This is a genomic window from aff. Roholtiella sp. LEGE 12411 (assembly GCF_015206995.1).
Taxonomy (GTDB): domain Bacteria; phylum Cyanobacteriota; class Cyanobacteriia; order Cyanobacteriales; family Nostocaceae; genus Komarekiella.
On record NZ_JADEXR010000006.1, the window covers coordinates 56,207 to 80,084 of the forward strand.

The 23,878-nt window shown below is 39.1% G+C and carries 14 protein-coding genes and 2 pseudogenes; 14 read left to right on the forward strand and 2 right to left on the reverse strand.

Annotated features, from left to right (window positions below):
• Positions 1-63: 63 nt before the first annotated feature.
• The 9 genes and pseudogenes from iscB to modA all read left to right on the forward strand — a co-directional run.
• Positions 64-678 (forward strand): annotated as a pseudogene (gene iscB, locus IQ246_RS02675) (RNA-guided endonuclease IscB); the annotation flags it as partial.
• A gap of 223 nt (positions 679-901) precedes the next feature.
• On the forward strand, positions 902-4,036 hold the full coding sequence (locus tag IQ246_RS02680) for a condensation domain-containing protein (RefSeq protein ID WP_193999877.1): 3,135 nt from the start codon (positions 902-904) through the stop codon (positions 4,034-4,036).
• 57 nt (positions 4,037-4,093) lie between these two features.
• Positions 4,094-8,698, forward strand: coding sequence for a non-ribosomal peptide synthetase (locus IQ246_RS02685; RefSeq protein WP_208491975.1), 4,605 nt, complete (start codon positions 4,094-4,096; stop codon positions 8,696-8,698).
• A 100-nt stretch (positions 8,699-8,798) separates the two neighbouring features.
• Positions 8,799-13,217 carry a non-ribosomal peptide synthetase gene (locus tag IQ246_RS02690; RefSeq protein ID WP_208491976.1) on the forward strand — a complete coding sequence of 1,473 codons (4,419 nt, stop codon included), beginning with the start codon at positions 8,799-8,801 and terminating at the stop codon, positions 13,215-13,217.
• A 31-nt stretch (positions 13,218-13,248) separates the two neighbouring features.
• Complete coding sequence (locus IQ246_RS02695; protein WP_193999881.1) at positions 13,249-14,652, forward strand: aspartate aminotransferase family protein; 1,404 nt, start codon at positions 13,249-13,251, stop codon at positions 14,650-14,652.
• A 48-nt stretch (positions 14,653-14,700) separates the two neighbouring features.
• The gene (locus IQ246_RS02700; RefSeq protein ID WP_193999882.1) at positions 14,701-15,450 is read left to right on the forward strand and encodes a class I SAM-dependent methyltransferase; all 750 of its coding nucleotides are present in this window, start codon (positions 14,701-14,703) and stop codon (positions 15,448-15,450) included.
• A gap of 35 nt (positions 15,451-15,485) precedes the next feature.
• A pseudogene (locus tag IQ246_RS31180) lies at positions 15,486-15,533 on the forward strand (hypothetical protein); the annotation flags it as partial.
• A gap of 4 nt (positions 15,534-15,537) precedes the next feature.
• A complete protein-coding gene (locus IQ246_RS30125; RefSeq protein ID WP_244141912.1) occupies positions 15,538-15,852 on the forward strand; it encodes a hypothetical protein in 315 nt (104 codons plus the stop codon).
• A gap of 220 nt (positions 15,853-16,072) precedes the next feature.
• Complete coding sequence (gene modA, locus IQ246_RS02710) at positions 16,073-16,867, forward strand: molybdate ABC transporter substrate-binding protein (protein WP_193999886.1); 795 nt, start codon at positions 16,073-16,075, stop codon at positions 16,865-16,867.
• 322 nt (positions 16,868-17,189) lie between these two features.
• Here modA and IQ246_RS02715 read toward each other — a convergent pair whose 3' ends face one another.
• Together IQ246_RS02715 and IQ246_RS02720 are read right to left on the reverse strand one after the other, a co-directional pair.
• Positions 17,190-18,890 carry a hypothetical protein gene (locus IQ246_RS02715; RefSeq protein ID WP_193999888.1) on the reverse strand — a complete coding sequence of 567 codons (1,701 nt, stop codon included), beginning with the start codon at positions 18,888-18,890 and terminating at the stop codon, positions 17,190-17,192.
• 406 nt (positions 18,891-19,296) lie between these two features.
• Positions 19,297-19,473 carry a hypothetical protein gene (locus IQ246_RS02720; protein WP_193999890.1) on the reverse strand — a complete coding sequence of 59 codons (177 nt, stop codon included), beginning with the start codon at positions 19,471-19,473 and terminating at the stop codon, positions 19,297-19,299.
• Between the two features lie 1,163 nt (positions 19,474-20,636).
• On the opposite strand from IQ246_RS02720, the gene IQ246_RS02725 reads away from it, so the two are divergent.
• From IQ246_RS02725 to IQ246_RS02745, 5 genes are all read left to right on the forward strand, one after another.
• Complete coding sequence (locus tag IQ246_RS02725) at positions 20,637-21,239, forward strand: tRNA isopentenyl-2-thiomethyl-A-37 hydroxylase MiaE (RefSeq protein WP_193999892.1); 603 nt, start codon at positions 20,637-20,639, stop codon at positions 21,237-21,239.
• Positions 21,240-21,257: 18 nt separating this feature from the next.
• Entirely contained in the window at positions 21,258-21,662 is a 405-nt protein-coding gene (locus IQ246_RS02730) for a VOC family protein (protein WP_193999894.1), read from the forward strand.
• Between the two features lie 423 nt (positions 21,663-22,085).
• Positions 22,086-22,568: a GNAT family N-acetyltransferase gene (locus IQ246_RS02735; protein WP_193999896.1), complete on the forward strand. Its 483-nt coding sequence runs from the start codon at positions 22,086-22,088 to the stop codon at positions 22,566-22,568.
• Between the two features lie 54 nt (positions 22,569-22,622).
• The gene (locus IQ246_RS02740) at positions 22,623-23,297 is read left to right on the forward strand and encodes a ComF family protein (RefSeq protein WP_193999898.1); all 675 of its coding nucleotides are present in this window, start codon (positions 22,623-22,625) and stop codon (positions 23,295-23,297) included.
• Positions 23,298-23,381: 84 nt separating this feature from the next.
• Positions 23,382-23,837, forward strand: a complete 456-nt coding sequence (locus IQ246_RS02745; RefSeq protein ID WP_193999900.1) for a PPC domain-containing protein — start codon at positions 23,382-23,384, stop codon at positions 23,835-23,837.
• The last annotated feature ends 41 nt before the right edge of the window (positions 23,838-23,878 follow it).

A 23,878-nucleotide genomic window follows, 5' to 3' on the forward strand; every position in this document is an offset into this window, starting at 1 on the left:
CTTTTGAGATAGTTACCGACCTGAAACATTGACGAAGCTAACATTACCCGAAAGGAGGCACTTATGTGCAAAACATTTGTAATTGATTCCAAAAAAAGACCTTTAGAACCAATTCATTCCGCACAGGCTAGACAGTTGTTAAGGAACAAAAAAGCAGCAGTATTTAGACAGTTCCCGTTTACCATTATCCTAAAAGAATCGCGTCCTAACTCCCCAGTATCACCTATTCGGTTAAAGATTGACCCTGGCGCAAAACACACCGGAATTGCGTTAGTCAACGATGCTACGGGAGTTGTTGTATTTGCAGCAGAATTAAAACATAGAGGTTTTACAATCAGAGACGCTTTGACCTCTAGACGACAATTAAGGCGTAGTAGACGCACTAGAAAAACTCGTTACAGGAAACCCAGATTCTTAAATAGAACCCGTCCATCAGGATGGTTAGCGCCAAGCTTACAAAGTCGGGTTGACAATATCAAAACTTGGGTTGATAAGTTACGTCGATTTGCACCAATTGAGGCTATTAGTCAAGAGTTAGTACGTTTTGATATGCAGTTGATGCGGAATCCAGATATCCAGGGGAAAGAGTACCAGCAGGGGACTTTTGCTGGCTACGAAACAAGACAATATCTATTAGAAAAGTGGGGAAGACAGTGCGTTTATTGTGGAGTCAAAAACTCATAAATACTGTAAATCAATTCACAAAAAGGATGGTTACGAATATGGAAAATAAAAGATTTGTTAATTGCTCAACTGTCCCTCTCATTGTTTGTGCTGGCGCACAAAATTATTCAAGGGACGTTTCACAATTAACCCCGGAGGCGGAGCGTCTCCGGCTCCGCTCCATTCCTCCAACCACCAAACTGAGTACAGTTTTGGTGGGGGTCTCTTGGAGGTTTAGATGAATAAGAAAGATATTGAAGCTATTTATCCATTGTCTCCAACCCAGCAAGGGATGTTATTTGAGACATTATTTGCTCCCAATTCAGGTATTCATCTTGAGCAATCCATCTCCACTTTACAAGGAAATGTGAATGTGTCGGCTTGTGAGCAAGCTTGGCAGAGGATTATTGCGCGACACTCAGTTTTAAGAACAGGCTTTGTCTGGAAAGAGCAGGAACAGCCACTTCAGGTAGTTTTGCGACAAGTAGCAGTTTCATTGGAGCAGCAAGACTGGCGAGAATATTCTTTACTAGAACAACAAGCACAACTGCAAGCTTATCTTCAGAGCGATCGCGATCGCGGTTTCAATTTATCTCAACCACCTCTCATGCGTTTGGCACTTTTTCAAACTAACGAAAATACTTATCAATTAGTTTGGACTTCTCATCATATTCTCATGGATGGCTGGTGCGGCCCGTTATTGTTTCAGGAATTCTTATCTTTTTACCAAGCTTCAAGCCAAGGTCAAGATTTACACCTGAAAGCAGTTCGCCCTTACAAAGATTATATTGCCTGGCTCAAGCAACAAGATGAATTACAAGTTAAAGAATTTTGGCAAAAAAACTTAAAAGATTTTACCAAACCCACCCCATTAGGAATAACAGCAGAACGCCTAGATGATAGTGTTAATCAAGCAAAATATGGTGAGCAGGAAATATATTTAAATGCCACAAATACAGCAGTTCTCAAATCTTTAGCAAAATCTCATCGCCTAACATTGAACACTATAGTTCAAGGAATTTGGGCATTACTTCTTTGCCGCTATAGTAATGAAGATGATGTAGTTTTTGGGATTACAGTCTCCGGTCGTCCAGCAAGTTTGCTAGGAATCGAATCAACTATTGGGCTGTTTATTAATACCTTACCTTTAAGAGTAAAACTTGAGCAGCAAGAAAAGTTATGGTGCTGGCTCAACAATATCCAGAGTTATAATCTGGAGTTACGCCAATACGAACATAGCAATGCGGGACAAGTTCATAAATGCAGTGAATTACCAGGATATTTACCTCTCTATGAAAGTCTTTTAGTTTTCGAGAATTATCCTGTACATATAAGTGCATTACAGTCTGCTGATCTAAAAATTAACATATCTGATTCACGTTCCATTGGCGCACAAACTAAATATGCTCTCACCTTTTTAGCCTCTGTTAACTCAGAACTTCATTTGAAATGCGTTTATGATCAACGTCGTTTTGATAGTGCTGATGTAGGGCATATTTTAGAACATTTTTTAAAGTTGTTAAATAGGATTATTTCTGATTCAGAAGTAACGCTGCAAACACTTTTAGAGCAAATTCCTCTAGAGCAAATCCCAAGAGTTAGACATTTACAAAAATCAGTGCCTGTTACAGAAAAGCAAGTTGTACAAACTCAACGCACTCCTGTGGAAGAGGTATTGGCAGGGATATGGACAGAAATTCTTGGGAAAGAATGTATAGGTAATAATGATAACTTTTTTGATTTAGGCGGACATTCACTGTTAGCAACTCAGGTAATATCTCGTCTCCGGGACGCTTTTAAGATAGAGATACCGCTAAGTTATTTGTTTGAGTCGCCAACCATAGCAGAATGCGCCCAGAGAATAGAAACTAAAATCAGAACTGGGGAAAAATTGGAGACTTTGCCAATAAAACCTGTTAGCAGGAGTGAAAACTTACCCTTATCTTTTGCTCAACAAAGACTATGGTTACTCGATCAATTAGATCCAGGCAATCATACTTATAATGAACCTACAGGTGTGCGCTTAACTGGTTTACTCAACATCACAGCATTAGAACAAAGTTTAAATGCGGTCGTAAGTCGTCATGAAACCTTACGCACGGTTTTTACTACAGTCGAAGGGCAACCAGTCCAGAAAATTCAACCGATTACGGATATTACTATACCGATAGTAGACCTAAGAGTAAATGAGCGATCGCCCCAGCAACGAGAAGCACAAGTAAAGCGCATTGCAATTGAAGAAGCACAACGCCTATTCAACCTAGCTCAAGGGCCATTACTACGAGTCATGCTACTACAGCTAGACGAAACAGAGTATGTATTACTGCTGACCATGCACCACATTATCTCCGATCTGTGGTCAATGGCGATACTCATTCGGGAACTAGCAGATTTTTACGCAGCCTTTAGCCAAGGAAAATCGCTGACACTTCCATACTTACCAATTCAGTATGCAGATTTTGCTGTTTGGCAGAAAAAATGGATGCAAGGAAAGGTGCTAGAAACCCAACTAACTTATTGGAAACAGCAACTCCAAGACGCACCAACAAAGCTAGAGTTACCCACTGACAAACCTCGACCTTTGCAACCAACTTATACTGGCACAACCCAATCATTCCAACTACCTAAAGACCTCAGCGATGCAGTTAAATTACTCAGCCAGCGAGAGGATGTTACCCTCTCTATGAACCTGCTAACTGCATATAACACCTTGCTCTACTACTACACCAAGCAAGAAGATATCCTTGTAGGTTCAGCTATTGCCAATCGCAACCGCAGTGAAATTGAAGGATTAATTGGCTTTTTTGTCAATAGTTTAGTGCTGCGGACAGACCTATCAGGAAACCCTAGTTTTAGTGAATTACTGCGTCAGACACGCGAAGTAACTTTAGGAGCATACACCCATCAGGATTTGCCCTTTGAAAAGTTAGTCGCAGAATTGCAACTAGAGCGAGACCTGAATTATAATCCACTGTTTCAAGTGTGGTTTGCTTTCCAGAATATAGCCACACCAGACATTCAAAAACTCACTTTGTCTTTACCTGATCTCACCCTTAGCCCATTTGAAACTAACAAGCAGAGGTGTCCCTTTGATTTAGGACTTCTACTTTCAGAACAACCGGAAGGTATTAGTGGTTGCTTTGAATATAAAACTGATTTATTTGAATCCAGCACTATACTCCGCATGACAGAACAGCTAGAAACACTTTTGCGGTGCGTAGTTACGCAACCAGATATCCAACTCAACCAGCTAGTAGAAAAACTTAAAGAATCTGACTCTCAAAAACAACTGACTCAAGAAAAAGAATATAAAAATACAGTTCGCCAGAAGTTAATGAAGATTAAACACAAATCAAACATGAACAGCAACTGATAACTCTATTTCCTCATTCCTATCTGTGTCTGAATAAAATCCTGATTTTCAAATATTATGCAAACCCAAATCCTTGAAGGTGTCCGAATTTCTCCACTCCAGAAACATCTGTGGTTGTTACAGCACACAGATAAGCAAACGCCATTTCGCGTCCAAGGAGCAGTTTTAATTGAAGGCAAGCTAGACATAGCTAACCTTAAAGAAGCGTTAAAAAATGTTGTTAATAAGCATGAAATACTTAGGACTAAATTTCAGTGCTTATCGGGGATGGAAATTCCAGTTCAAGTAATCAATGATGGTAGCATCTGCTGGGAAGACGGCCATGATTTAAGTGGCTGGCAACTTCAGCAACAAGAAGCTAAGATTAACGTAATTTTTCAAGAGATGCTTCATTTGCCTTTTGATTATGAAAAAGGTCAAATTTTGCATATCTCTCTAATAACTTTATCACCGCAAAAATATATATTACTTTTCAGCTTACCCGCATTGTGTGCAGATTCTGCAACTCTGAAAAATTTGGTGCATGAAATCAGTAGTTCTTACGCAGCTTGTTTACAAGATAAAGAATTATCTGATGAAATCCTCCAGTATGCTGATATTGCTGAATGGCAAAATGAATTACTTGAATCAGAAGATACAGCAATAGGTAGAGAGTATTGGCGTAAACAAGATATTGCTCACCTTTTGGATTTACATTTGCCTTTAGAAAATCAACTGCAAGTCAATCAAGAGTTTCAGCCTCAAGTTGTGAGCTTGCAGATAAATTCTAATTTTACTAATGAAATTAAAACTTTAGCCCAGAAAAATAATACTTCTGTTTCTGTATTATTATTGGCTTGTTGGCAAGCATTGCTGATGCGTTTAACTGGGCAATCGGAGATAGTTATTGGTACAGCTAGCGATGGTCGTAATTACCAAGAATTAGAATCAGCGCTAGGATTATTTGCTAAATATTTACCTTTACATAGTCATTTAACATCAACTAGCTTTTTTAGTGAAGTTTTACAGAAAACTCAAGATAGTCTTCAAGAAAACCATGAATGGCAAGATAGTTTTAATTGGGAAATCATTAAACTTAATAAGGATATAACTACATCATATTTTCCATTTTGTTTTGATTTTGAATCACAAAATTATAAATATACTGGTGCTAATATTAGCTTTTCAATTTACAAACAATATGCCTGTATAGACAGGTTTAAAGTGAAATGCTCATGTTTAGAATACAAAGATTATTTGACTGTAGAATTTCACTACGATGCTAACTTATTTAATGCTGAAAATATAAATCGTTTAACGGGAGAATTTGAGACTTTATTGCACAGTATCTTGAAAAATCCGTTATCGGCAATTAGTGAATTAGAGATATTACCGCCAAACGAGTTACAACAACTACTGGTTGATTTTAATCATACCCAGGCTGACTATCCCAAAAATAAGTGCATTCACCAATTATTTGAGGAACAGGTAAACCGTACACCAGACAATATTGCTGTTGTGTATGTAGACGCGCAAAGCGCGGCTTCTCAAAGAGTAAATCAGCAGTTAACTTATAGTGAACTTAACATCCGTGCTAACCAACTAGCCCATTACCTACAACAATTAGGAGTTAAGCCTGAAGTACCAGTGGGGATTTGTGTTGAACGCTCCTTAGAAATGGTCATCGGCTTATTAGGTATCCTCAAAGCAGGTGGAGCATATCTACCAATTGAGCCAACCTATCCCAAAGAACGTCAAGCATTTATCTTACAAGATGCTCAAATACCTGTACTGCTAACTCAACAACATTTAGCAGCAAACTTACCGATAGAAAAAACCCAAGTAATTTGCTTAGATACTGATTGGGAAACTATTACCCAACAGCTAATAGATAACCCAGTCAGTGATATTACCACTCTCAATCTGGCTTACATCATCTACACTTCTGGCTCAACTGGGAAGCCTAAAGGTACATTAATTCACCATCAAGGACTAGTTAACTACCTGAGTTGGTGTACCCAAGCTTATAATGTTGACCAAGGTACAGGAACAATCGTTCATTCTCCTTTAGGATTTGACCTGACGATTACCAGCCTTTTCCCCCCTTTACTGGTGGGGAATCAGGTAGAAATTCTCTCAGAAAACCAAGGTATTGAAACTCTGGGTAATGCTTTACGCGATCGCTCTAACTTAAGTTTGGTGAAAATTACACCGGCTCACCTGAAGTTACTGTCTCAGATGTTATTACCGCAAGAAGCCGCAGGTCGCACTAGAGCCTTTATCATTGGTGGTGAGAATTTGTTGGCTGAAGATATTGCTTTCTGGCGAGAGTTTGCACCAGATACAATGTTGGTCAATGAATATGGGCCGACAGAAACAGTTGTCGGTTGTTGCATTTACCAAGTACCGATAGGAGAAAATCTTTCTACTTCAGTAGCCATTGGTAATGCGATCGCTAATACTCAGTTATATGTGCTTGACCAATACTGTCAACCTGTACCGATTGGTGTAGCGGGTGAGTTGCACATTGGCGGCTTGGGATTAGCTAGAGGTTATCTCAATCAGCCAGAATTGACAGCACAAAAGTTTATTCCTAACCCATTTTCTCAAACACCGGGGGAACGGCTTTATAAAACTGGTGATTTGGCGCGTTACCGACCAGATGGGGTTCTGGAATTTCTGGGACGCATTGATGATCAGGTAAAAATTCGCGGTTTCCGCATCGAACTAGCAGAAATTCAGTCTGTAATTTTAGAGCATTCAGAGGTAAAGGAAGCTGTAGTCATAGCACGAGAGGATGTTCCAGGTAACAAACGTTTAGTTGCATACATTGTTTGGAATGCAGAATCGTCCAGTTCTATCGATGTTCTGCAAAGCTTTTTGTCAGAGAAGCTGCCTGATTATATGGTTCCCTCGGTTGTTGTACCATTAAAGGCTCTGCCTTTGACAACTAATGGCAAGGTGGATATAAAAGCATTGCCAGCACCAGAACAAATTAGAGCCGAGTCAGGTACTTTTGTGCCTCCGAGTACACCGACTGAAAAATTATTAGCAGACATTTGGACTCAAGTTTTGCGTGTGGAACGCTTAGGTATCCACGATAATTTCTTTGAGTTGGGCGGCGATTCTATCTTGAGTATTCAAATTATTGCTAAAGCTAATCAAGCTGGTTTGCAATTGATTCCCAAGCAGATGTTTGATAACCAAACAATTGCAAAATTGTCAGCAGTGGCGGGTACGGTTCGCACTATCCAAGCAGAGCAAGGATTAGTGACAGGTGATGTATTTCTCACCTCGATTCAACAATGGTTTTTTGAGCAAAACCAACCGGAGCCGCACCACTGGAATCAGGCAATTCTGCTAGAAATGCGGCAAAATCTCGACACGGAGATTTTACAGCAGGTGATGCAGCAGTTAATATTGCATCATGATTCACTTCGTCTGCGTTTTGTCAAACAATTGTCTGAATGGCGGCAATTTATCGCTACTCCCACAGATATTGTGCCAGTGACACGCTGCGATTTTTCTACATGGTTACAGCAGGAACAAGAATTAGCGATCGCCTCTACAGCCACCAAATTACAAGCTAGTTTCAACCTCTTTGAGAGTCCGTTAGTACAAGCGGCTATTTTTGACCGTGGTGCAAATCAGCCCAGCTACTTACTACTAATCATTCACCATTTAGCTGTTGATGGTGTTTCTTGGCGCATTCTCCTAGAGGATTTTCAAACTGTTTACACCCAAATCCAAGCGGGTGAGGCAATTAAATTACCAGCTAAAACAACTTCCTTCCAGCAGTGGGCGCAAAAGTTAAAAAACTACGCCCAGTCAGATGAACTTCAGGAAGAACTAGAATACTGGTGTGCAGAATCCCGTCATCAGGTTTCCCGCATCCCAATAGATTTACCCGGAGGCGAGAACACAGAGGCTTCGGCTCGTACTATATCTGTTTCCTTGAGTGTGGCAGATACTCAGGCTTTGTTGCAAAAAGTCCCAGCCGTTTACCAAACCCAAATTAACGATGTCTTACTAACAGCACTGGTACAGACTTTTGCTGAGTGGCTGGGAGAGCCGACACTACTTTTAGATTTAGAAGGACATGGGCGGGAAGAAATCTTTGATGATGTGGATTTGTCACGGACTGTAGGCTGGTTTACGACCATTTTCCCAGTATTATTAAACTTGCCTACAACATCTGACTCAGCTACGACGGTAAAAACTATCAAGGAGCAGTTACGCGAGATTCCCAATCGCGGTATCGGCTATGGTGTACTGCGTTATCTCAGCAGTAATGAATCAACAGCAGAAAAACTGCAAACCCTACCTCAAGCTGAGGTGCTGTTCAACTATTTGGGACAGTCGGATCAAGTCCTTTCAGAATCATCACCCTTTGGTTTTACTGACGCAGACATAGGTGCTGCACACAGTCCCAAGGGAAATCGTCGCCATTTACTAGATATCAACGCGATTGTAGTTGCAAACCAATTACAAATCAGTTGGACTTACAGCAATGCCATTCATCGCCAAACCACGATTGACAATCTAGCTGAGAATTTTATCAAGGCATTGCGATCGCTAATTCACCAAGTTTCTGGCAATAACTCACTCCCAGCAGATTTATCAGACTTCCAGTGGAGTGAAACAGACATAGAAAACATCATTGCAGCAATTGGAGACGTTTAAAATAGACATCTCCGAAAAAGAATGTAGAGACGTAGCAGTGCTACGTCTCTACAAGGGTTCTGGGTAATGCATATTTAATTTATGGAGAGGTCTAATGGGTATGCAAAATGTAGAGGATTTCTATCCTCTTTCGCCAATGCAGCAGGGATTACTTTTTCATACTCTATCTGCACCAGATACAGGAGTTTATTTCAATCAGTTAGTGTGTACCCTTTCTGGACAATTGAATATTCCTGTATTTGAACGGGTTTGGCTGCAAGTGATTCAGCGTCATACAATTTTGCGGACTTGTTTTCGCTGGCAAGGTTTAAAAGAGCCTGTACAAGTGGTGCTGCGTCAGGTGCAACTGCCTTTAAAACATTACAACTGGCAGGGACTTTCATCTACTGAGCAGCAACAAAAGTTAGCAGCTTTTTTAGAGAGCAATTGCACTTTAGGTATTGATCTCACCCAAGCGCCGTTGATGCGTTTGGCGTTAATTCAACTGAGCGAAAATACTTACCAATTTGTCTGGAACACCCATCATCTAATTACCGATGGTTGGTCTACATCAATGTTGCTAGAGGAAGTTTTTAAACTTTATACTGCTTTCTGCCAAGGTGAAGAATTGCGGTTAGAGCCTTCCCGCCCATACCGAGATTACATTAAATGGCTACAGCAACAGGATTTACAAAAAGCTGAGACTTTTTGGCGACAGACGTTGAGTGGTTTTTCGGCTCCGACTAATCTACGTATTGAAAAAACACTTAGTAGTACATATAGCCAAATATCGAATCATGCAACCCAAGAAATCAAACTTTCAGCTAGTCAAACCGCAGCGATGCGATCGCTCGTTCGTCAGCATCAAATCACCCTCAATACTTTAGTACAAGGCGCTTGGGCTTGGCTTCTGAGCTATTACAGTGGCGAAACAGACGTAATTTTTGGTGTTACCGTCTCTGGTCGTCCGGTAACGCTAGCGGGTGCTGAATCTATGGTGGGATTATTCATTAACACCTTACCTTTGAGGATACAAGTATCATCAAATACTTGCGTTTTGGCTCTACTCAAAGAGATTCAAGCTCAACAGTCCGAAATTTATCAATATGAATATAGCCCCTTAGTACAAGTGCAAGGGTGGAGTGAAGTACCACGGGGAATGTCTTTGTTTGACAGCATCTTGGTATTTGAAAATTACCCAGTGGATACTGCAAAACGGCAAATTGACAATTTGGAAATTTCAAATGTTGTTGCGGATGAACGGACAAACTATCCTTTAACCGTCACAGCCGTACCTAGCCAAGAGTTGTCATTGGAAATTGCTTATAATCGCGAACGCTTTGATGATGATGCCATAACTCGGATGTTAGGGCATTTGGGCAACTTATTAACAGGTATGGTTGCAAATCCTCACCAGCGCCTGTCAGACTTGCCTCTGTTAACAGCAGCAGAAAAGCAAACTTTGTTGTTTGAGTGGAATAATACTGAAATTGATTCCCCTCAAGGCCAATGCATTCATCAATTATTTGAAGCACAAGTAGAGAAAATACCTGATGCCATAGCAGTAGTATTTCAAGAGCAATATTTAACCTATCGAGAACTGAATCAAAGAGCAAATCAACTAGCCCACTATCTGCAAAAACTGGGAGTAGGGCCAGAAGTATTGGTGGGGATTTGTGTTGAGCGTTCCTTGGAAATGATAGTTGGATTATTAGGAATTCTCAAGGCTGGCGGGGCATATCTGCCACTAGATCCAGTGTACCCGCAAGAACGGTTAGCGTATATGTTAGCGGATGCTCAAGTGTCAGTGTTGCTAACTCAGGAATTTCTCTTAAAAAATTTACCAGATACCCTAGCCAAAGTTATATGCATAGATAATGCAGAGTTAATAACACAACAACCGCAAACCAATGCCGTCAATCAAAGTCAACTTGACAATTTAGCCTATGTAATCTACACATCAGGGTCAACAGGCAAACCCAAAGGGGTGATGATTGAACAAGGGTCTTTAGTTAACTATACCCAAGCAGCGATCGCGGAATATGAGATAAATTCTAGCGATCGCATTCTCCAATTTGCCTCCATTAGCTTTGATACCGCCGCCGAGGAAATTTTTCCCTGTTTAGTACAGGGAGCAACTTTGGTACTGCGAACTGATGAAATGTTAAGTTCAATACCTCATTTTTTAGAGAAATGTCAACAACAATTACTCACTGTCTTAGATTTACCAACGGCTTTTTGGCAGCAATTAACTTCTGAGTTATCTACACTCAAATTAACTTTACCGTCATCTCTACGATTATTGATTATCGGTGGTGAAAAAGCATCAACTGATCAAGTCTTAACTTGGCAACAGTGTGTAGATAAAAGAGTTAGGCTAGTTAATAGCTACGGCCCCACTGAAGCCACAGTAGTAGCTACAACTTGTGATTTATCAGAGCAAATTTTTACCCAAGAAATACCTATTGGCAAAGCTGTTTATAATATTCAAACTTATATCCTAGATAGCCACCTACAACCAGTTCCTATTGGTATTCCCGGCGAATTGTATATTGGCGGTAAAGGTGTAGCACGAGGTTATCTCAATCAACCTGAGTTAACTGCTGAAAAATTCATTCCCAACCCTTTTAACAAAGCAAGAGACAAAAAGCTATATAAAACAGGAGACTTAGTACGCTACCGCAGTGATGGTAATATTGAAATCCTTGGTCGCATAGACCACCAAGTGAAAATTCGTGGCTTTCGGATTGAACTAGGAGAAATCGAAGCCAAACTAATTCAGCATTCTTTTGTGCGAGAAAGTGTGGTTGTAGTTAGAGAAGATAATCCTGGTGACAAGCGACTACTAGCATATATCGTTCCTAATACTCAAAATTATGAATTAGAAAATAATATTGAACTGATACCGAAATTACGACAATTGATCAAAGAAAGTCTACCAGAGTACATGGTTCCTTCTGCTTTTGTACTACTGGAAAAACTACCACTTACACCGAATGGTAAAATAGACCGTCGGGCGCTACCTATAGCTGAACATTACTTGTCGAATCAAGAAACCAAGTATATAGCACCACGTACACCAATCGAAGAACAACTAGCGGAAATTTGGGCTGAATTGCTCAAGATTAAACAAGTTGGCATTGAAGACAACTTTTTTGATTTGGGAGGGCATTCTTTACTACTAACACAGCTTGTTTTTCGGGTACATCAAACATGGCAAATAGAACTACCTTTAAGCAGTTTGTGGGAAATGCCAACAGTTGCTAGTTTAGCCCAGAGTATTGAAACGGCTCAAAATATGGGTTATTCTACTCTTGCTATTACTTCCAAAAATCAAATTAATTGGGAAGCCGAAGCTGTCCTTGATCCTACCATACGTCCTGAGACACCAATTCAATATCCAACTGAGACTACTAACATTTTCTTAACTGGAATCACAGGTTTTGTAGGAGCATTTTTACTTTATGAACTCCTGCAACAAACTCATGCAGATATTTATTGCTTGGTACGTGCAGCTAATCCAGAAGAGGGCAAAAAAAGAATTCAAAATAGCCTCAAATCATCCTTAGTGTGGGACAATTCTTTCAGTTCTAGAATTATTGCAGTTGTAGGGAATTTATCTCAGCCATTTTTGGGACTTTCTCGGCAGAAATTTCAAGCACTAGCTGAGTTAATTGATGTGATTTATCACAATGGCGCGTTGGTTCATCATGCTTCCCCATACACCACACTAAAGCCTGCAAATGTATTAGGAACTCAGGAAGTTTTGAGACTAGCAACTCAAGCGAAAGTCAAACCCGTGCATTTTATGTCAACCGATGGAGTCTTCTCTCCCGTAGGTTATTCGGGTGTGAAAGTAGTTCGAGAACAAGATAGCCTTGATGATTATCAAGTGCCATCTGGCGGCTACACTCAGAGTAAATGGGTTGCTGAAAAATTAGTTACTATTGCTCGCGATCGCGGTCTTCCTGTATGTATATATAGACTAGGAAGAGTATCCGGACACAGCAAAACCGGAGTATTTAATCAAAATGACTTTTTATACAGATTAATCATTGGCTGTATAAAACTTGAAAAAGTTCCAGATGGCAATATGATTGAAGACATAGCGCCTGTAGACTATGTGAGCAAAGCCATAGTTCATTTATCCAAACAAGAAGAATCTATAGGTAAGGCATTCCATTTTGTAAATCCCCAACCTTTTCATTCAAATAGACTAATAAAATTACTCCGTTCCCTTGGCTATTCACTGCAAAAAATTAACTCTAAACAATGGCAAGCAGATTTGCTTAAAATTGCTGAACACAACCCAGAACATCCACTATATCCACTTATAACATTGCTGCTCCAGAAAGATTCTGAGAACAATAATAATACCGCAACAATACTAAAATTTGACTGTAAAAATACATCCAACGGACTTGCAAATACCTCTATTATTTGTCCGCCCATAGATGAAAACTTGTTTAATATTTACTTGAAATACCTTATAAAAGAAGGCTTTTTAAAGCCTCCAATGCCTGAATCTATCAACATCTAATTTACCAGAAACTTCATTACCCATTAATGCCATGCAATTAACCAATCCAGCATCTTTAACTAATTTAAATTCTCAAGAAAAACAGCTAGAAGATTTTATTGCCCGCTACAGCAATAAAACTAAAATATCCAAACAACTGACCCAAGCATATCGTTCTGTGCTTGCAGATAGAAGAGGCTCCGCAGGATTTCGCCCAGCTATCAAAGAAATGGTCTATCCCATCATTGGTAAATATGCTTCTGGTTCTAAAATTTGGGATATTGATGGGAATGAATATATAGACCTTGTAATGGGTTTTGGAGTCAATCTTTTCGGACATAATCCGCCCTTTATTAAAGAAGCCATACAAGAGCGACTAGAGCAAGGTATACACATAGGCCCACAATCAGACCTAGCGGGCGAAGTTGCAGAGTTATTCTGTGAACTAACGGGCATGGAACGGGTTACTTTTAGTAATACAGGTACAGAAGCCGTAATGACAGCCCTGCGTTTAGCACGCGCTACAACTGGCCGTCAAAAAATTGCCATGTTTGCAGGCTCTTATCATGGACATTTTGATGGCACTTTAGTTCAAAGACAGAAAATAGATGACAATTTAGTTGTAGTCCCAAGTTTTCCAGGAGTATTGCCTAATGTAGCTCATGATGTTTTAGTTCTCGATTATGGTGATTTTAAATCATTAGAAGTAATCAAAGCTTATCAACATGAATTAGCTGCTGTTTTAGTCGAACCAATCCAGGATGAACGACCAGATATACAGCCTCAAGAGTTTCTTCTACAGTTAAGAGAAATTACCAAACAATCAGGAATAGCATTAATTTTTGATGAAATTCTTACAGGCTTTCGTATTCATTTAGGTGGAGCGCAAGCATGGTTTGGCATTGAAGCAGACATAGCAACTTATGGCAAGATTGTCGGTGGTGGCTTACCCATTGGAATTATCGGTGGCAAAGCAACTTACATGGATAGAATAGACGGTGGAATGTGGAGCTATGGAGATGCATCTTTCCCTCAAGTAGAAACAACATTTTTTGCAGGAACTTACTGCAAACATCCCCTAGCTATGGCTGCTGCAAGAGCAGTGCTTAAGTATTTAAAAAGCCAAGGTAATGCTCTTCAACAGCAATTAAATGAACGTACTTCCCAGTTTGTAGAAAAACTGAATACTTACTTTCAAGAAGATGAAGTACCGATTCGGTTAGCTAACTGTGGTTCAATGTTTACTTCTCTTCCTTTAGGAAATTCTGTTGATTCTGGAGATGCTTCGTTAGGAAATATGGATTTGATATTCTATCACCTCCTTTGTCGTGGAATCTTTATTATTCCCAATGGTGGTTTATTATCTACAGCCCATACTGACGAAGACCTAGAATACATCATCCAAGCTGTGAAAGATAGCATCAAAGAACTACGAGAAAGTGGTTTTCTGCCGTAGAAATGGCATTAAGAACATCAACTAAATAATTAATCGGAGAATCGGCAAATGGCTACAATTACTTCTAGTCCTACATACAATCCTTGGGCTAAAATTTATAATGATTACTGGGGTCTAGAATACTGTCGAGTTATCTTGCCTGCTTTTGAACAGTTACTACAACAATATAATGTTGCTCAAGGAGCAAATATTCTTGATTTATGTTGTGGTACTGGACATATAACACAACATTTAATCGAGCAAGGTTATCAAGTAACAGGTCTTGATATTTCTGAAGGAATGTTGCAATATGCTCGTGAGAACGCACCAAAAGCTAAATTGATTCTTGATGATGCCAAGTTTTTTAATTTGCCATCTACTTTTGATGCAGTGATTTCTGCTAACGCAGGACTTAACGAAATAATAAATTTTGAAGATTTACAACAAGTATTCGCAAAAGTATATGATTCACTACTGAATAATGGAGTTTTTTTATTTGGATTAAATTTAGAAGATTTTTATAAATCTTGGCATGGTGCAATTTCCGATGGTGATATAAAAGATGATCTCGCTTGGGCTTGTTGTGACAGCTATAACCCAGAAGAAAAAATAGGACAATTTAGGATTACTATCTTTCAAATGGTAGAAGAATCTTGGCAACGTTTAGATATTAATAATCAGGTTAGAGGTTATTCTCGAACAGAAGTTGTCACTGCTCTTGAAAGTGTCGGGTTTACAGACATTAATATCTACGATGAGGAGGGAAATACAGCAGATTCTCAATATAATCGTCATGCTATCTTTTCGGTACGTAAGTAATCTAAATAAATAGAGTAATCTAGGGTTAAAAAACGATGAGTAGCATAGATACAGAAAACCAAACAATTTATAAAGTTGTAGTTAATCATGAAGAGCAATATTCTATTTGGCCTGCTACGTCAATGGTCAGACCAGTCAATTGCTCGTACAAGACCTACACTGCTGGGATTATTTTCCTTGGTCGTGATTTTGGCAGACCATTTACAAGCTAATTTCTCTTGGACAGTTCAGCAGACAATTTGGTACTCCAAAACTTTGCCTACTTTTTCGGATGCACTCGCTTTAGTTAGGCAATTTTTATGGGCTAGCACTTTTTCCACATCTTCCGAGGCCACTCAAATGATAAAAGTCCCTCGTCTTTTATTCGAGCGTTTGAGAGATATTGCTGTTTACGCTGCTTGATTAAATGGATCAAGTCGAGCTAAGATTGCGTTGTCTATTCTGAAAAACATAGAATTTTTTTCGATAATAATCAGGGCTAATTTGTCAAGCCAGCGAAAAAATCTAAGCTTCGTGAGCCTTATAAAATAGGGTTTTCAAGATTATGAAGAAAGATGTGACTAATGGATAGCCTTGTAGTGGGGCGATTGACCAAATAAATCTCTGTCAGCGCGATTTTTTTATGAACACAAGACAAATTCTTGCCTTTATTGGTGTAGCAGTTGCTAGCTTGCTCCTAGTAATTGGCTTACCTTTGGTTACTCCCTCATCTGTGATAGCACAGTCAAATACCAGCTTACTCGTATCTGCTGCCGCCAGCATGAAAGATGCACTGGAAGAAATTAAGCCTGTTTACCAACAAGGTAAGCCCAATGTCAATATTAGTTACAATTTTGGGGCTTCTGGAGCCTTGCAGCAACAGATTGAACAGGGTGCGCCAGCGGATATCTTTATCTCTGCTGGCAAAAAACAAGTGGATGCCTTAGAACAAAAAGGACTCCTGGTTCCTGGTACTCGTGCGAACCTGGCAAATAATCGTCTGGTCTTGATTGTACCTAATGATGTTATCGGCATCACCAGCTTTTATAATCTTACAGATACCAAGATTAACAAAATTGCGATGGGAGAACCCAGAAGTGTTCCCGCTGGGCAATATGCAGAGCAAGTCTTAAAAAAGTTGGACATTTTTGAGAAGGTCAAGTCCAAATTTGTTTTTGTTAATAATGTACGTCAAGTTTTGGCAGCAGTGGAAAGTGGTAATGCCCAAGCGGGTTTAGTTTACGCCACTGATGCCAAAATTTCCAATAAGGTAAAAATTGTAGTCGCTGCTGACGACAAATTTCACTCCCCTATTGTCTATCCAATGGCAGTGCTCAAAAGCAGTAAAAATGTCGATGCTGCTAAGGAGTTTGTCCAGTTTTTATCTAGTAGTCAAGCCAAGATGGTACTTAAAAAATACGGATTTATTGTCCGTTAAGAACTTAATAAACTTGGGTTAAAGCTAAAACTTTTGTAACCGTTTACTTCTTTTGATCTCTAACTCTTTGATGTCAATGGATTTTACTTTCTTGTAATTTGCGATCGCCCCGTGGTCGATTACAAATTTTGCAAGAAGCGGTAGAGCAAATTAGGTGTCCGTCTTATCACTCAAGCTTGATAAAAGCTAGAGATATCAGTGAGTTTAGTATTTTAACTTCATTGAATAGATGCTTACAAAAATTGGCCGACTTTTGTTGCATCTGCTGAAAATATTCTCCTAGAATTTGGTAAAAACTATGTAATTAATTTTGTTTAGCTGCTTATTCAACATTTTTAATAAGGTAATTGTAAAGGGGCCCTTTGTTAAATAAGAGCAATTCTGAAACTGAGTTTTCCTTTAGCCTGAACTCATGTCCGTTAATAACGAGAGGGCCAGTTATACGCATCAATTCCTCATTCTTTACCTCTAGTAAAATGACGTTGGAACTTTCAACTGTTTCGTTAGACTTAAAGCGTTTTGAATTTAGCCAAGGTAGCCAAAAGACAGTTTTACTCAACTGGAAAGAGTTTCTCTCTGAAACCATTTCTTTCTGCCATTGCGGTTGTAACATGTATATTATAGGGATAATTTTCCAATGCTCAGGAAACTGGTAGATTGAATCAAGTATCAAGGGAATACTCCAACCGTATGCATCAATTTGTTTAGGATTATGAAAACTAGTTGATTCAATCAGAATTATTGTTCCATCGTTAATATGTGGACAAAGCCTAACAACATTTGTCCAAAACTCTCGTTGATACTGCCAACTTAGTTTATAGTCTTGTTGCACAATTAGTCCAAATTCTATTAGTAAAGTAAAAAATCCAGCTAAACTCAAACTTGCTAGACGTTTTTTACAATAGGTAATAGCTATAAATAGAATCGCTGAACAGATATAGGCACATAGAATAGAGGCTCCAATTATGGCAGATGCATGAACGCGTGAACTTCTTCCATTAATTGAAACAGCATAGGTCGTTAAAGTGAGAGGATATGCCAGAACCAGCATTACCAATCCACTTAAAGCTAACTGAATATGATTTTTGAAAAATTGAGGAACTTCCAGAGTAAAGATCTTGCTTTCATCTGAAATTGTCAAACGAAGAGGATTGCCTGAAGTATTAAGCTTTAGTCGAAAAAGCACCCATACAAACCCTGCAAAACATAAAAGCAATACCACTGCCATATTCCCATCCAAAGCTAACAACGTATAGAACGGACGATATAAAAACATACTCATGCTAAAGATCGGCCCAATAATCATATTTCGTATAGAGGTAATAATGGCAAACAGGATGCTGGGATTACTGATGACTCCAATGCTATTTAGTGTTAACTTCCGAACAATGACTGCACATACTATTAAAACTCCTAAAATTAAACAATGCCTGAGTAATTCTTCTGCTACTTTTGAATTCCATTTCTGTTTGATATTTTTCAAAAGTGGCGCGGATAAAAATACTGGGTACATTGTTTCATAACAAAGCAGAGTGCCAACGATAGTTAAGTACGACAACTTTTTTTTTCCAGACACATAGAAGTAGAGCGCAAGCAAGAGGAACATTAAAGATGGCTGTATTCCTAGCGAGTGCGTCAGAAAAGCTTGGGTTGTATCAGCAGGAAACAGGCAAAAAGCTATTGCCCCTGTGACAACAAAAACCTGCTGATTAGACAAGTACTTCAGTAAGATATAAAACAAAAACGAATTCAGCGTAATGATTAAATAGCCAATCCAATAAACAAAATGCAATCCTCCTAATTTAATTCCTAAGAAAGAAAATAAATATATTAGACCATCATGTAGCGGACGGCCTTGTCCACCACCTTCTAAAATTATTTCCCAAACTTGAGTCCATGTCGCTTCCATCACTCTGGTAATTCTATAGAAATCATCCTCATATAGTCCAAAGCTTGCATATTGCCAAAAATGTGCTATCCAATTTGAGATAGCAAGAAGAACAAAGACTTTTATATGATTCATATTCTCAATTCTTTACAAAAATATTGGATAATAAATGATATTTATTGGAAATAAAATCATTCCTTAGATTTGAAATATCTACCGTTAAGGATATTGTTACCAGATGTGTTAGTAGCAAATAGATTATTGTTACTAATCTCACTAGAGAGCAGATTATCTTGGTGATAAAAGCTGATACCGTTTCACCTTAAAATTGATACGAATGATGACATGAGGCGCGGGAAGGTGAATACTCAGTTGAGGTAGCAATTAATAAAATTTCGATGAATTAGGGTTAGATTTATCAATTAGCTCTTGAATTGTATTTAATAACGTACCTCTCAGTAAACAAATCATAACCAAGCAGTTTCACTTGGGGTAGTCAGATAAGTACTTAAGCAAAATAAATTTAGCGTGGAAAAACTTACTAGAGAAGACGACTCTCTAAATTAGCCAAGTAATCCTTGGGGTCAGGGCGAAACCAATATTGTTCAATTCTGGCTTTGTGGCGTTTTTGCAATTGATAGTGTAATTCGAGCCAAGTATCAATATCAACTTGTGCTAAATCAGATGCGGTAAAAGAATGAAGGTCTATCCGCCTCATATATGGGTTTAATTGCTTCTTTCAGGTAATGATAATGACACAAACCATGAGCTATTTTTAGATCAGTGCAGTTGTTTTTTCTTACTAAACACAACTATTTATCTATCACTATTGGTAGTCCGTGTAAACTTCTTTACCTAATCTTAAGCATGTATTTTTTTTGTAAAATCTTATACATCAAGCTATAAACATCATATTGACTTTATCCTCTGCTTGAATATATTTTGTTCGCTTATTGAAAATTTGACATCTTGATTAAATTTCGTTTGCTTATTGAAAAAACACAATTTTTTCTTGTGTAATTTAGGGTTTTGTTATAAAGACTTGTGCTGAAAAACGCATAAGTTAATTTTATGTATAAATTTAAGATATCTCTGCACAAGTAAATATCAGGTTCATACAAGCTTTATATAATACTGCTAACTGTGAAGGGGAGCAACGCGATTTGGTGAGGTCAGATAAAAAACGTGCGATGCCTTCGGCGGGCGTAGCCATCGCTAAAAATTTATTCCCGTACAATTGTAATATTTATTACATTTAATTATGTATTAATACTAATTTAAATTTGCTGATAATTTGAGGATATGGAGATGACTTGTTTTTTTGGGATAAAAAAAGGTAGGATTCCAGAATAGTAAAGGCTAAAACTTTTTGTCCATATTGATTGTTGGAAAAAAGCACAAAAATATAGGAAAAAATGTGTGCGATTATACAAGATATCCCAATTCACTGGTATATGCTAGCAAAGCCCTTTACTTTTATACTTTTGGCGAAACTTGATCGCCGAAAAAGCACCAGAGCGATAGGGAATTACCCGTGAGCAAGTGCGATTGATGTCCATCAAACGTAATGCTTGTAAAACAGCATAGGTGACTTCCTACGCCCTGCTTATTTAACGTTCCTACTCTTGGGGCTTGAATTGATAGCTTTGGAGCCTCTACATTTCAATAGACCTCTTGCATAATTATTTTGTGGTATCGTTAAGGGTTTAGAAAAAATCCATATCGAAATCTATACAGAGAATTGTTGTTACCTTATTAGGATGTCTGATAGAGAAAGAAAGCAAATTTTTAAAACCCACAATTTTACCATAATTTATTTTTCAATAGGTCTAATTTGCTGGGGTACTCAGCTAAATTAAAATTTGGGAGTTTTGTTACTTTGTGTTTACTACTTCTGTGTTACCGACTATCAACGCCCTGAAACAAGCTACCAGTAATGCTTGGATCGAACAAGCGATCGCAAACTTAGATATCATTCTACTCGACCACTCCCACTGTGAACGCAAGGCAGCTGGTGTAGCTTTGAACTTGATGTTTCGTTACCCTTCCAATAGTAAAATGGTGCGGGAGTTAACAGCGATCGCCCGCGAAGAACTAGAACACTTTGAGCTAGTTAATCAATGGCTAGAACGCCGTAATATCCCCTTAGCTCCTCTGTCGCCACCTCCCTACGGTGCTGGTTTGAAAGCTCAAGTGCGTCCCAAAGAACCCGATAGATTTTTGGATTCATTACTAGTTACTGGTTTAATAGAAGCTCGTAGTCACGAACGCTTGGGATTATTAGCTACTCACTGTCCTGAGCCAGAATTAGCAAAGTTTTATCTTGGGCTAATGGCATCTGAAGCGCGACACTACGGTATATACTGGGTTTTAGCAGCTACTTACTTTGACCGTGAGATTGTCATGCAACGGCTCGATGAATTGGCAATTGTCGAAAGTGAGTTGCTAGCAACTTTGCATCCAGAACCTAGAATTCATAGTTAGTAGACTAACGCAACAGATATGAAGCTTCAGTTATCACACCTGAGACTGCTTGTCGCCAACTACAAAGATTCTTTTCTGTTTTACCGCGATTTGCTGAGATTTGATGTCGATTGGGGCGATGAAAATAGTGAGTACGCTGAGTTTAATACCGGATATGTCAAGCTGGGTTTATTCAAAAAGGAATTAATGGCCCCAGTCGTCCCCAGTATTGAACAGCCTTCGTACGTTGCTAATCGAGACAAAATAGCTTTGATTTTCGCAGTGGATAACGTGGATGAAGTCTATCAGCAAGTAAAAGATCATCATGCGATCGTTGTGACTCCACCTCAAGATCGCCCAGACTGGGGAATCCGCACAGCTCATTTTCGCGATCCTGATGGTAATCTAATTGAAATTTACAACAATTTGGGCATTTTAAGTTAGCAATTTGCTGCCAGCAATTACCTAATATTTAAACTACAGTTAAACCAGACTCTAACCTTTGGCTGCTTTGCTGATCAAGGCCTTCGGGTAGGGGGTAGGGGATAGGAAAAAAGAGAGTTAGAGGTGTACACAGTTTTTTCAACAATCAAATAGGAATCCTATATTAGCAATTATATTTGATTGGCTCTGATTCCTGACTTATTATAAAAGTCGGGAATCTTTATTGTTCGTGTAAACTTAACCAAGTCAACAAAATCAGGATGATGATTACTGGGATTAATCACATTAATCTGTACAGAGCCAAAACATCACAAATTAGAGATTCACGCCTCAGATTTAGTAACACGAATTAAGATAAAAAAAGAACATCCCTACGATGGAATGTTCTTTTGTTTAGCGCTTCTAAAACTATAAGTAATTGAAATGAAAAATCATTATCAAGATTTTTTAATTCGTAATTGGGAAAAGAGCGATCGCACCAGAGCCGCCGAAGTCATCAGTTATGTACTATCAGAATATGGTCTGGGTTGGGAACCCAACGGTGCAGATAGAGATGTAGTGCAAGTGGAGGAATATTACTTAGCAACTGGCGGCGAATTTTGGGTAATTGAACACCAAAGCCAGTTAGTAGGTACTGGGGCATACTACCCTATACATCGTGGCGAAAAAGCTGTAGAAATCCGCAAAATGTATCTTTTGTCAAGCGTTAGGGGTTTAGGATTGGGGAAATATTTGTTACAACAGCTAGAAGCAGCGATCGCGGAGCATGGTTTTCAGCAAATTTGGATTGAAACTGCCAGTGTGATGGTGGAAGCAGTCAAACTGTATGAAAGCAATGGGTACAACCTGACAACAGGTGTAGAAACAACACGGTGCGATCGCGTTTATGTTAAGTCACTACGCTAAGGTCATTAGTCATTAATTTTCGACCAATGACTAATAACAAATAACCAATGACAAATGCACACTTGGACTAAAAATCTTACAGGCTTACTCAATCTTTTTCTTCAATCCCATTGCCCTCTGTGCCAACGCGCAACTTCCCAGGAATTTTGTCAAAACTGTACCAAACAACTACAAAACTGTCATCACAAAAACCCTAGTTATTTGTGGCGAGATCCAATACCAGTATTTGGCTGGGGAGCGTACGGCGGTTCCCTGAAAAGAGCGATCGCCGTGATGAAATACGAAAATCAGCCCCAAATTGCTCGTCCTTTGGGCCAATGGTTAGCGCAAGCATGGCTATTAAATTTACCAAAAGGCTATCAACGGCCTTTGGTAGTTCCCATACCACTTCACGCTAGCAAGCAAAAGCAACGGAACTACAATCAGGCTGCATTAATAGCACAAAGTTTCTGCGAAACAACTGGGTTAAAATTAAAACTAAATTATTTATTAAGGATGCGAGAGACTGAAGCGCAGTTTGGTTTATCGGCGTCTGAGCGAGAAAAAAACTTGGCTGAAGCTTTTGCTGTTGAGCAAGAATTTCGTCGCCTCTCAGATGTGCCAGTGCTGTTAGTAGACGACATTTACACAACTGGTGCTACTGCCAGATCTGCTGTGCAAACACTTCGTCAGTGTGGAATTGTAGTCTTAGGGATGGCAGTTGTAGCTACTGCCGTAAAAGATAGATAAATCAAGAATTCATGGGCAAAATGTGCCTAAGAACTCTATAATCGACCAAATTACTTGTTTGTGTGTAAGTATTGCTTGAAATTTATGAATAAAGGTTTTGCGGCAGGTTTGAAACAAGTCATCATCGTTCCTGCCACGTTGCTGGTAATAGGCATTAATACAAGAGCGGCTGTTGCTCAAAATAAGTTGTATAGTCCAATCCCGTTAGTTAATACTACTGAACTTTCCGATACACTTTCGGACAAAGATATACCCACAGGTCAAGGTGGGTTTGCTCGTGATTACATAGTGAAGTTAGAAAAGGGCGACAATCTAGCGGTTGATCTGTCATCTGAAAATTTTGACAGCATCATTACACTTCTAGCACCTGATGGCTCAACACTAGCAGAAAATGATGACGGCCCCGATGGCAGCAGCAATTCCCTACTGTTTACCCGAATTAACGAGACAGGGACGTATATCGTTCGCGTTCGGTCTTTTGGAGAAACTGGGGTTGGGATTTTTAAACTCAAGGTGACAAAGCTGCAACCGATTAAATGAAGTGGGCATGGGGCATGGGGCATTGGGCATGGGGCATGGGG

Coding starts and splice junctions, on each gene's coding strand:
- modA (WP_193999886.1), top strand. CDS start 16,073: ATGAACACAAGACAAATTCTTGCCTTTATTGGTGTAGCAGTTGCTAGC.
- IQ246_RS02700 (WP_193999882.1), top strand. CDS start 14,701: ATGGCTACAATTACTTCTAGTCCTACATACAATCCTTGGGCTAAAATT.
- IQ246_RS30125 (WP_244141912.1), top strand. CDS start 15,538: ATGAAGAGCAATATTCTATTTGGCCTGCTACGTCAATGGTCAGACCAG.
- IQ246_RS02735 (WP_193999896.1), top strand. CDS start 22,086: ATGAAAAATCATTATCAAGATTTTTTAATTCGTAATTGGGAAAAGAGC.
- IQ246_RS02695 (WP_193999881.1), top strand. CDS start 13,249: ATGCAATTAACCAATCCAGCATCTTTAACTAATTTAAATTCTCAAGAA.
- IQ246_RS02680 (WP_193999877.1), top strand. CDS start 902: ATGAATAAGAAAGATATTGAAGCTATTTATCCATTGTCTCCAACCCAG.
- IQ246_RS02720 (WP_193999890.1), bottom strand. CDS start 19,473: ATGAGGCGGATAGACCTTCATTCTTTTACCGCATCTGATTTAGCACAA.
- IQ246_RS02715 (WP_193999888.1), bottom strand. CDS start 18,890: ATGAATCATATAAAAGTCTTTGTTCTTCTTGCTATCTCAAATTGGATA.
- IQ246_RS02685 (WP_208491975.1), top strand. CDS start 4,094: ATGCAAACCCAAATCCTTGAAGGTGTCCGAATTTCTCCACTCCAGAAA.
- IQ246_RS02730 (WP_193999894.1), top strand. CDS start 21,258: ATGAAGCTTCAGTTATCACACCTGAGACTGCTTGTCGCCAACTACAAA.
- IQ246_RS02690 (WP_208491976.1), top strand. CDS start 8,799: ATGCAAAATGTAGAGGATTTCTATCCTCTTTCGCCAATGCAGCAGGGA.
- IQ246_RS02740 (WP_193999898.1), top strand. CDS start 22,623: ATGCACACTTGGACTAAAAATCTTACAGGCTTACTCAATCTTTTTCTT.
- IQ246_RS02745 (WP_193999900.1), top strand. CDS start 23,382: ATGAATAAAGGTTTTGCGGCAGGTTTGAAACAAGTCATCATCGTTCCT.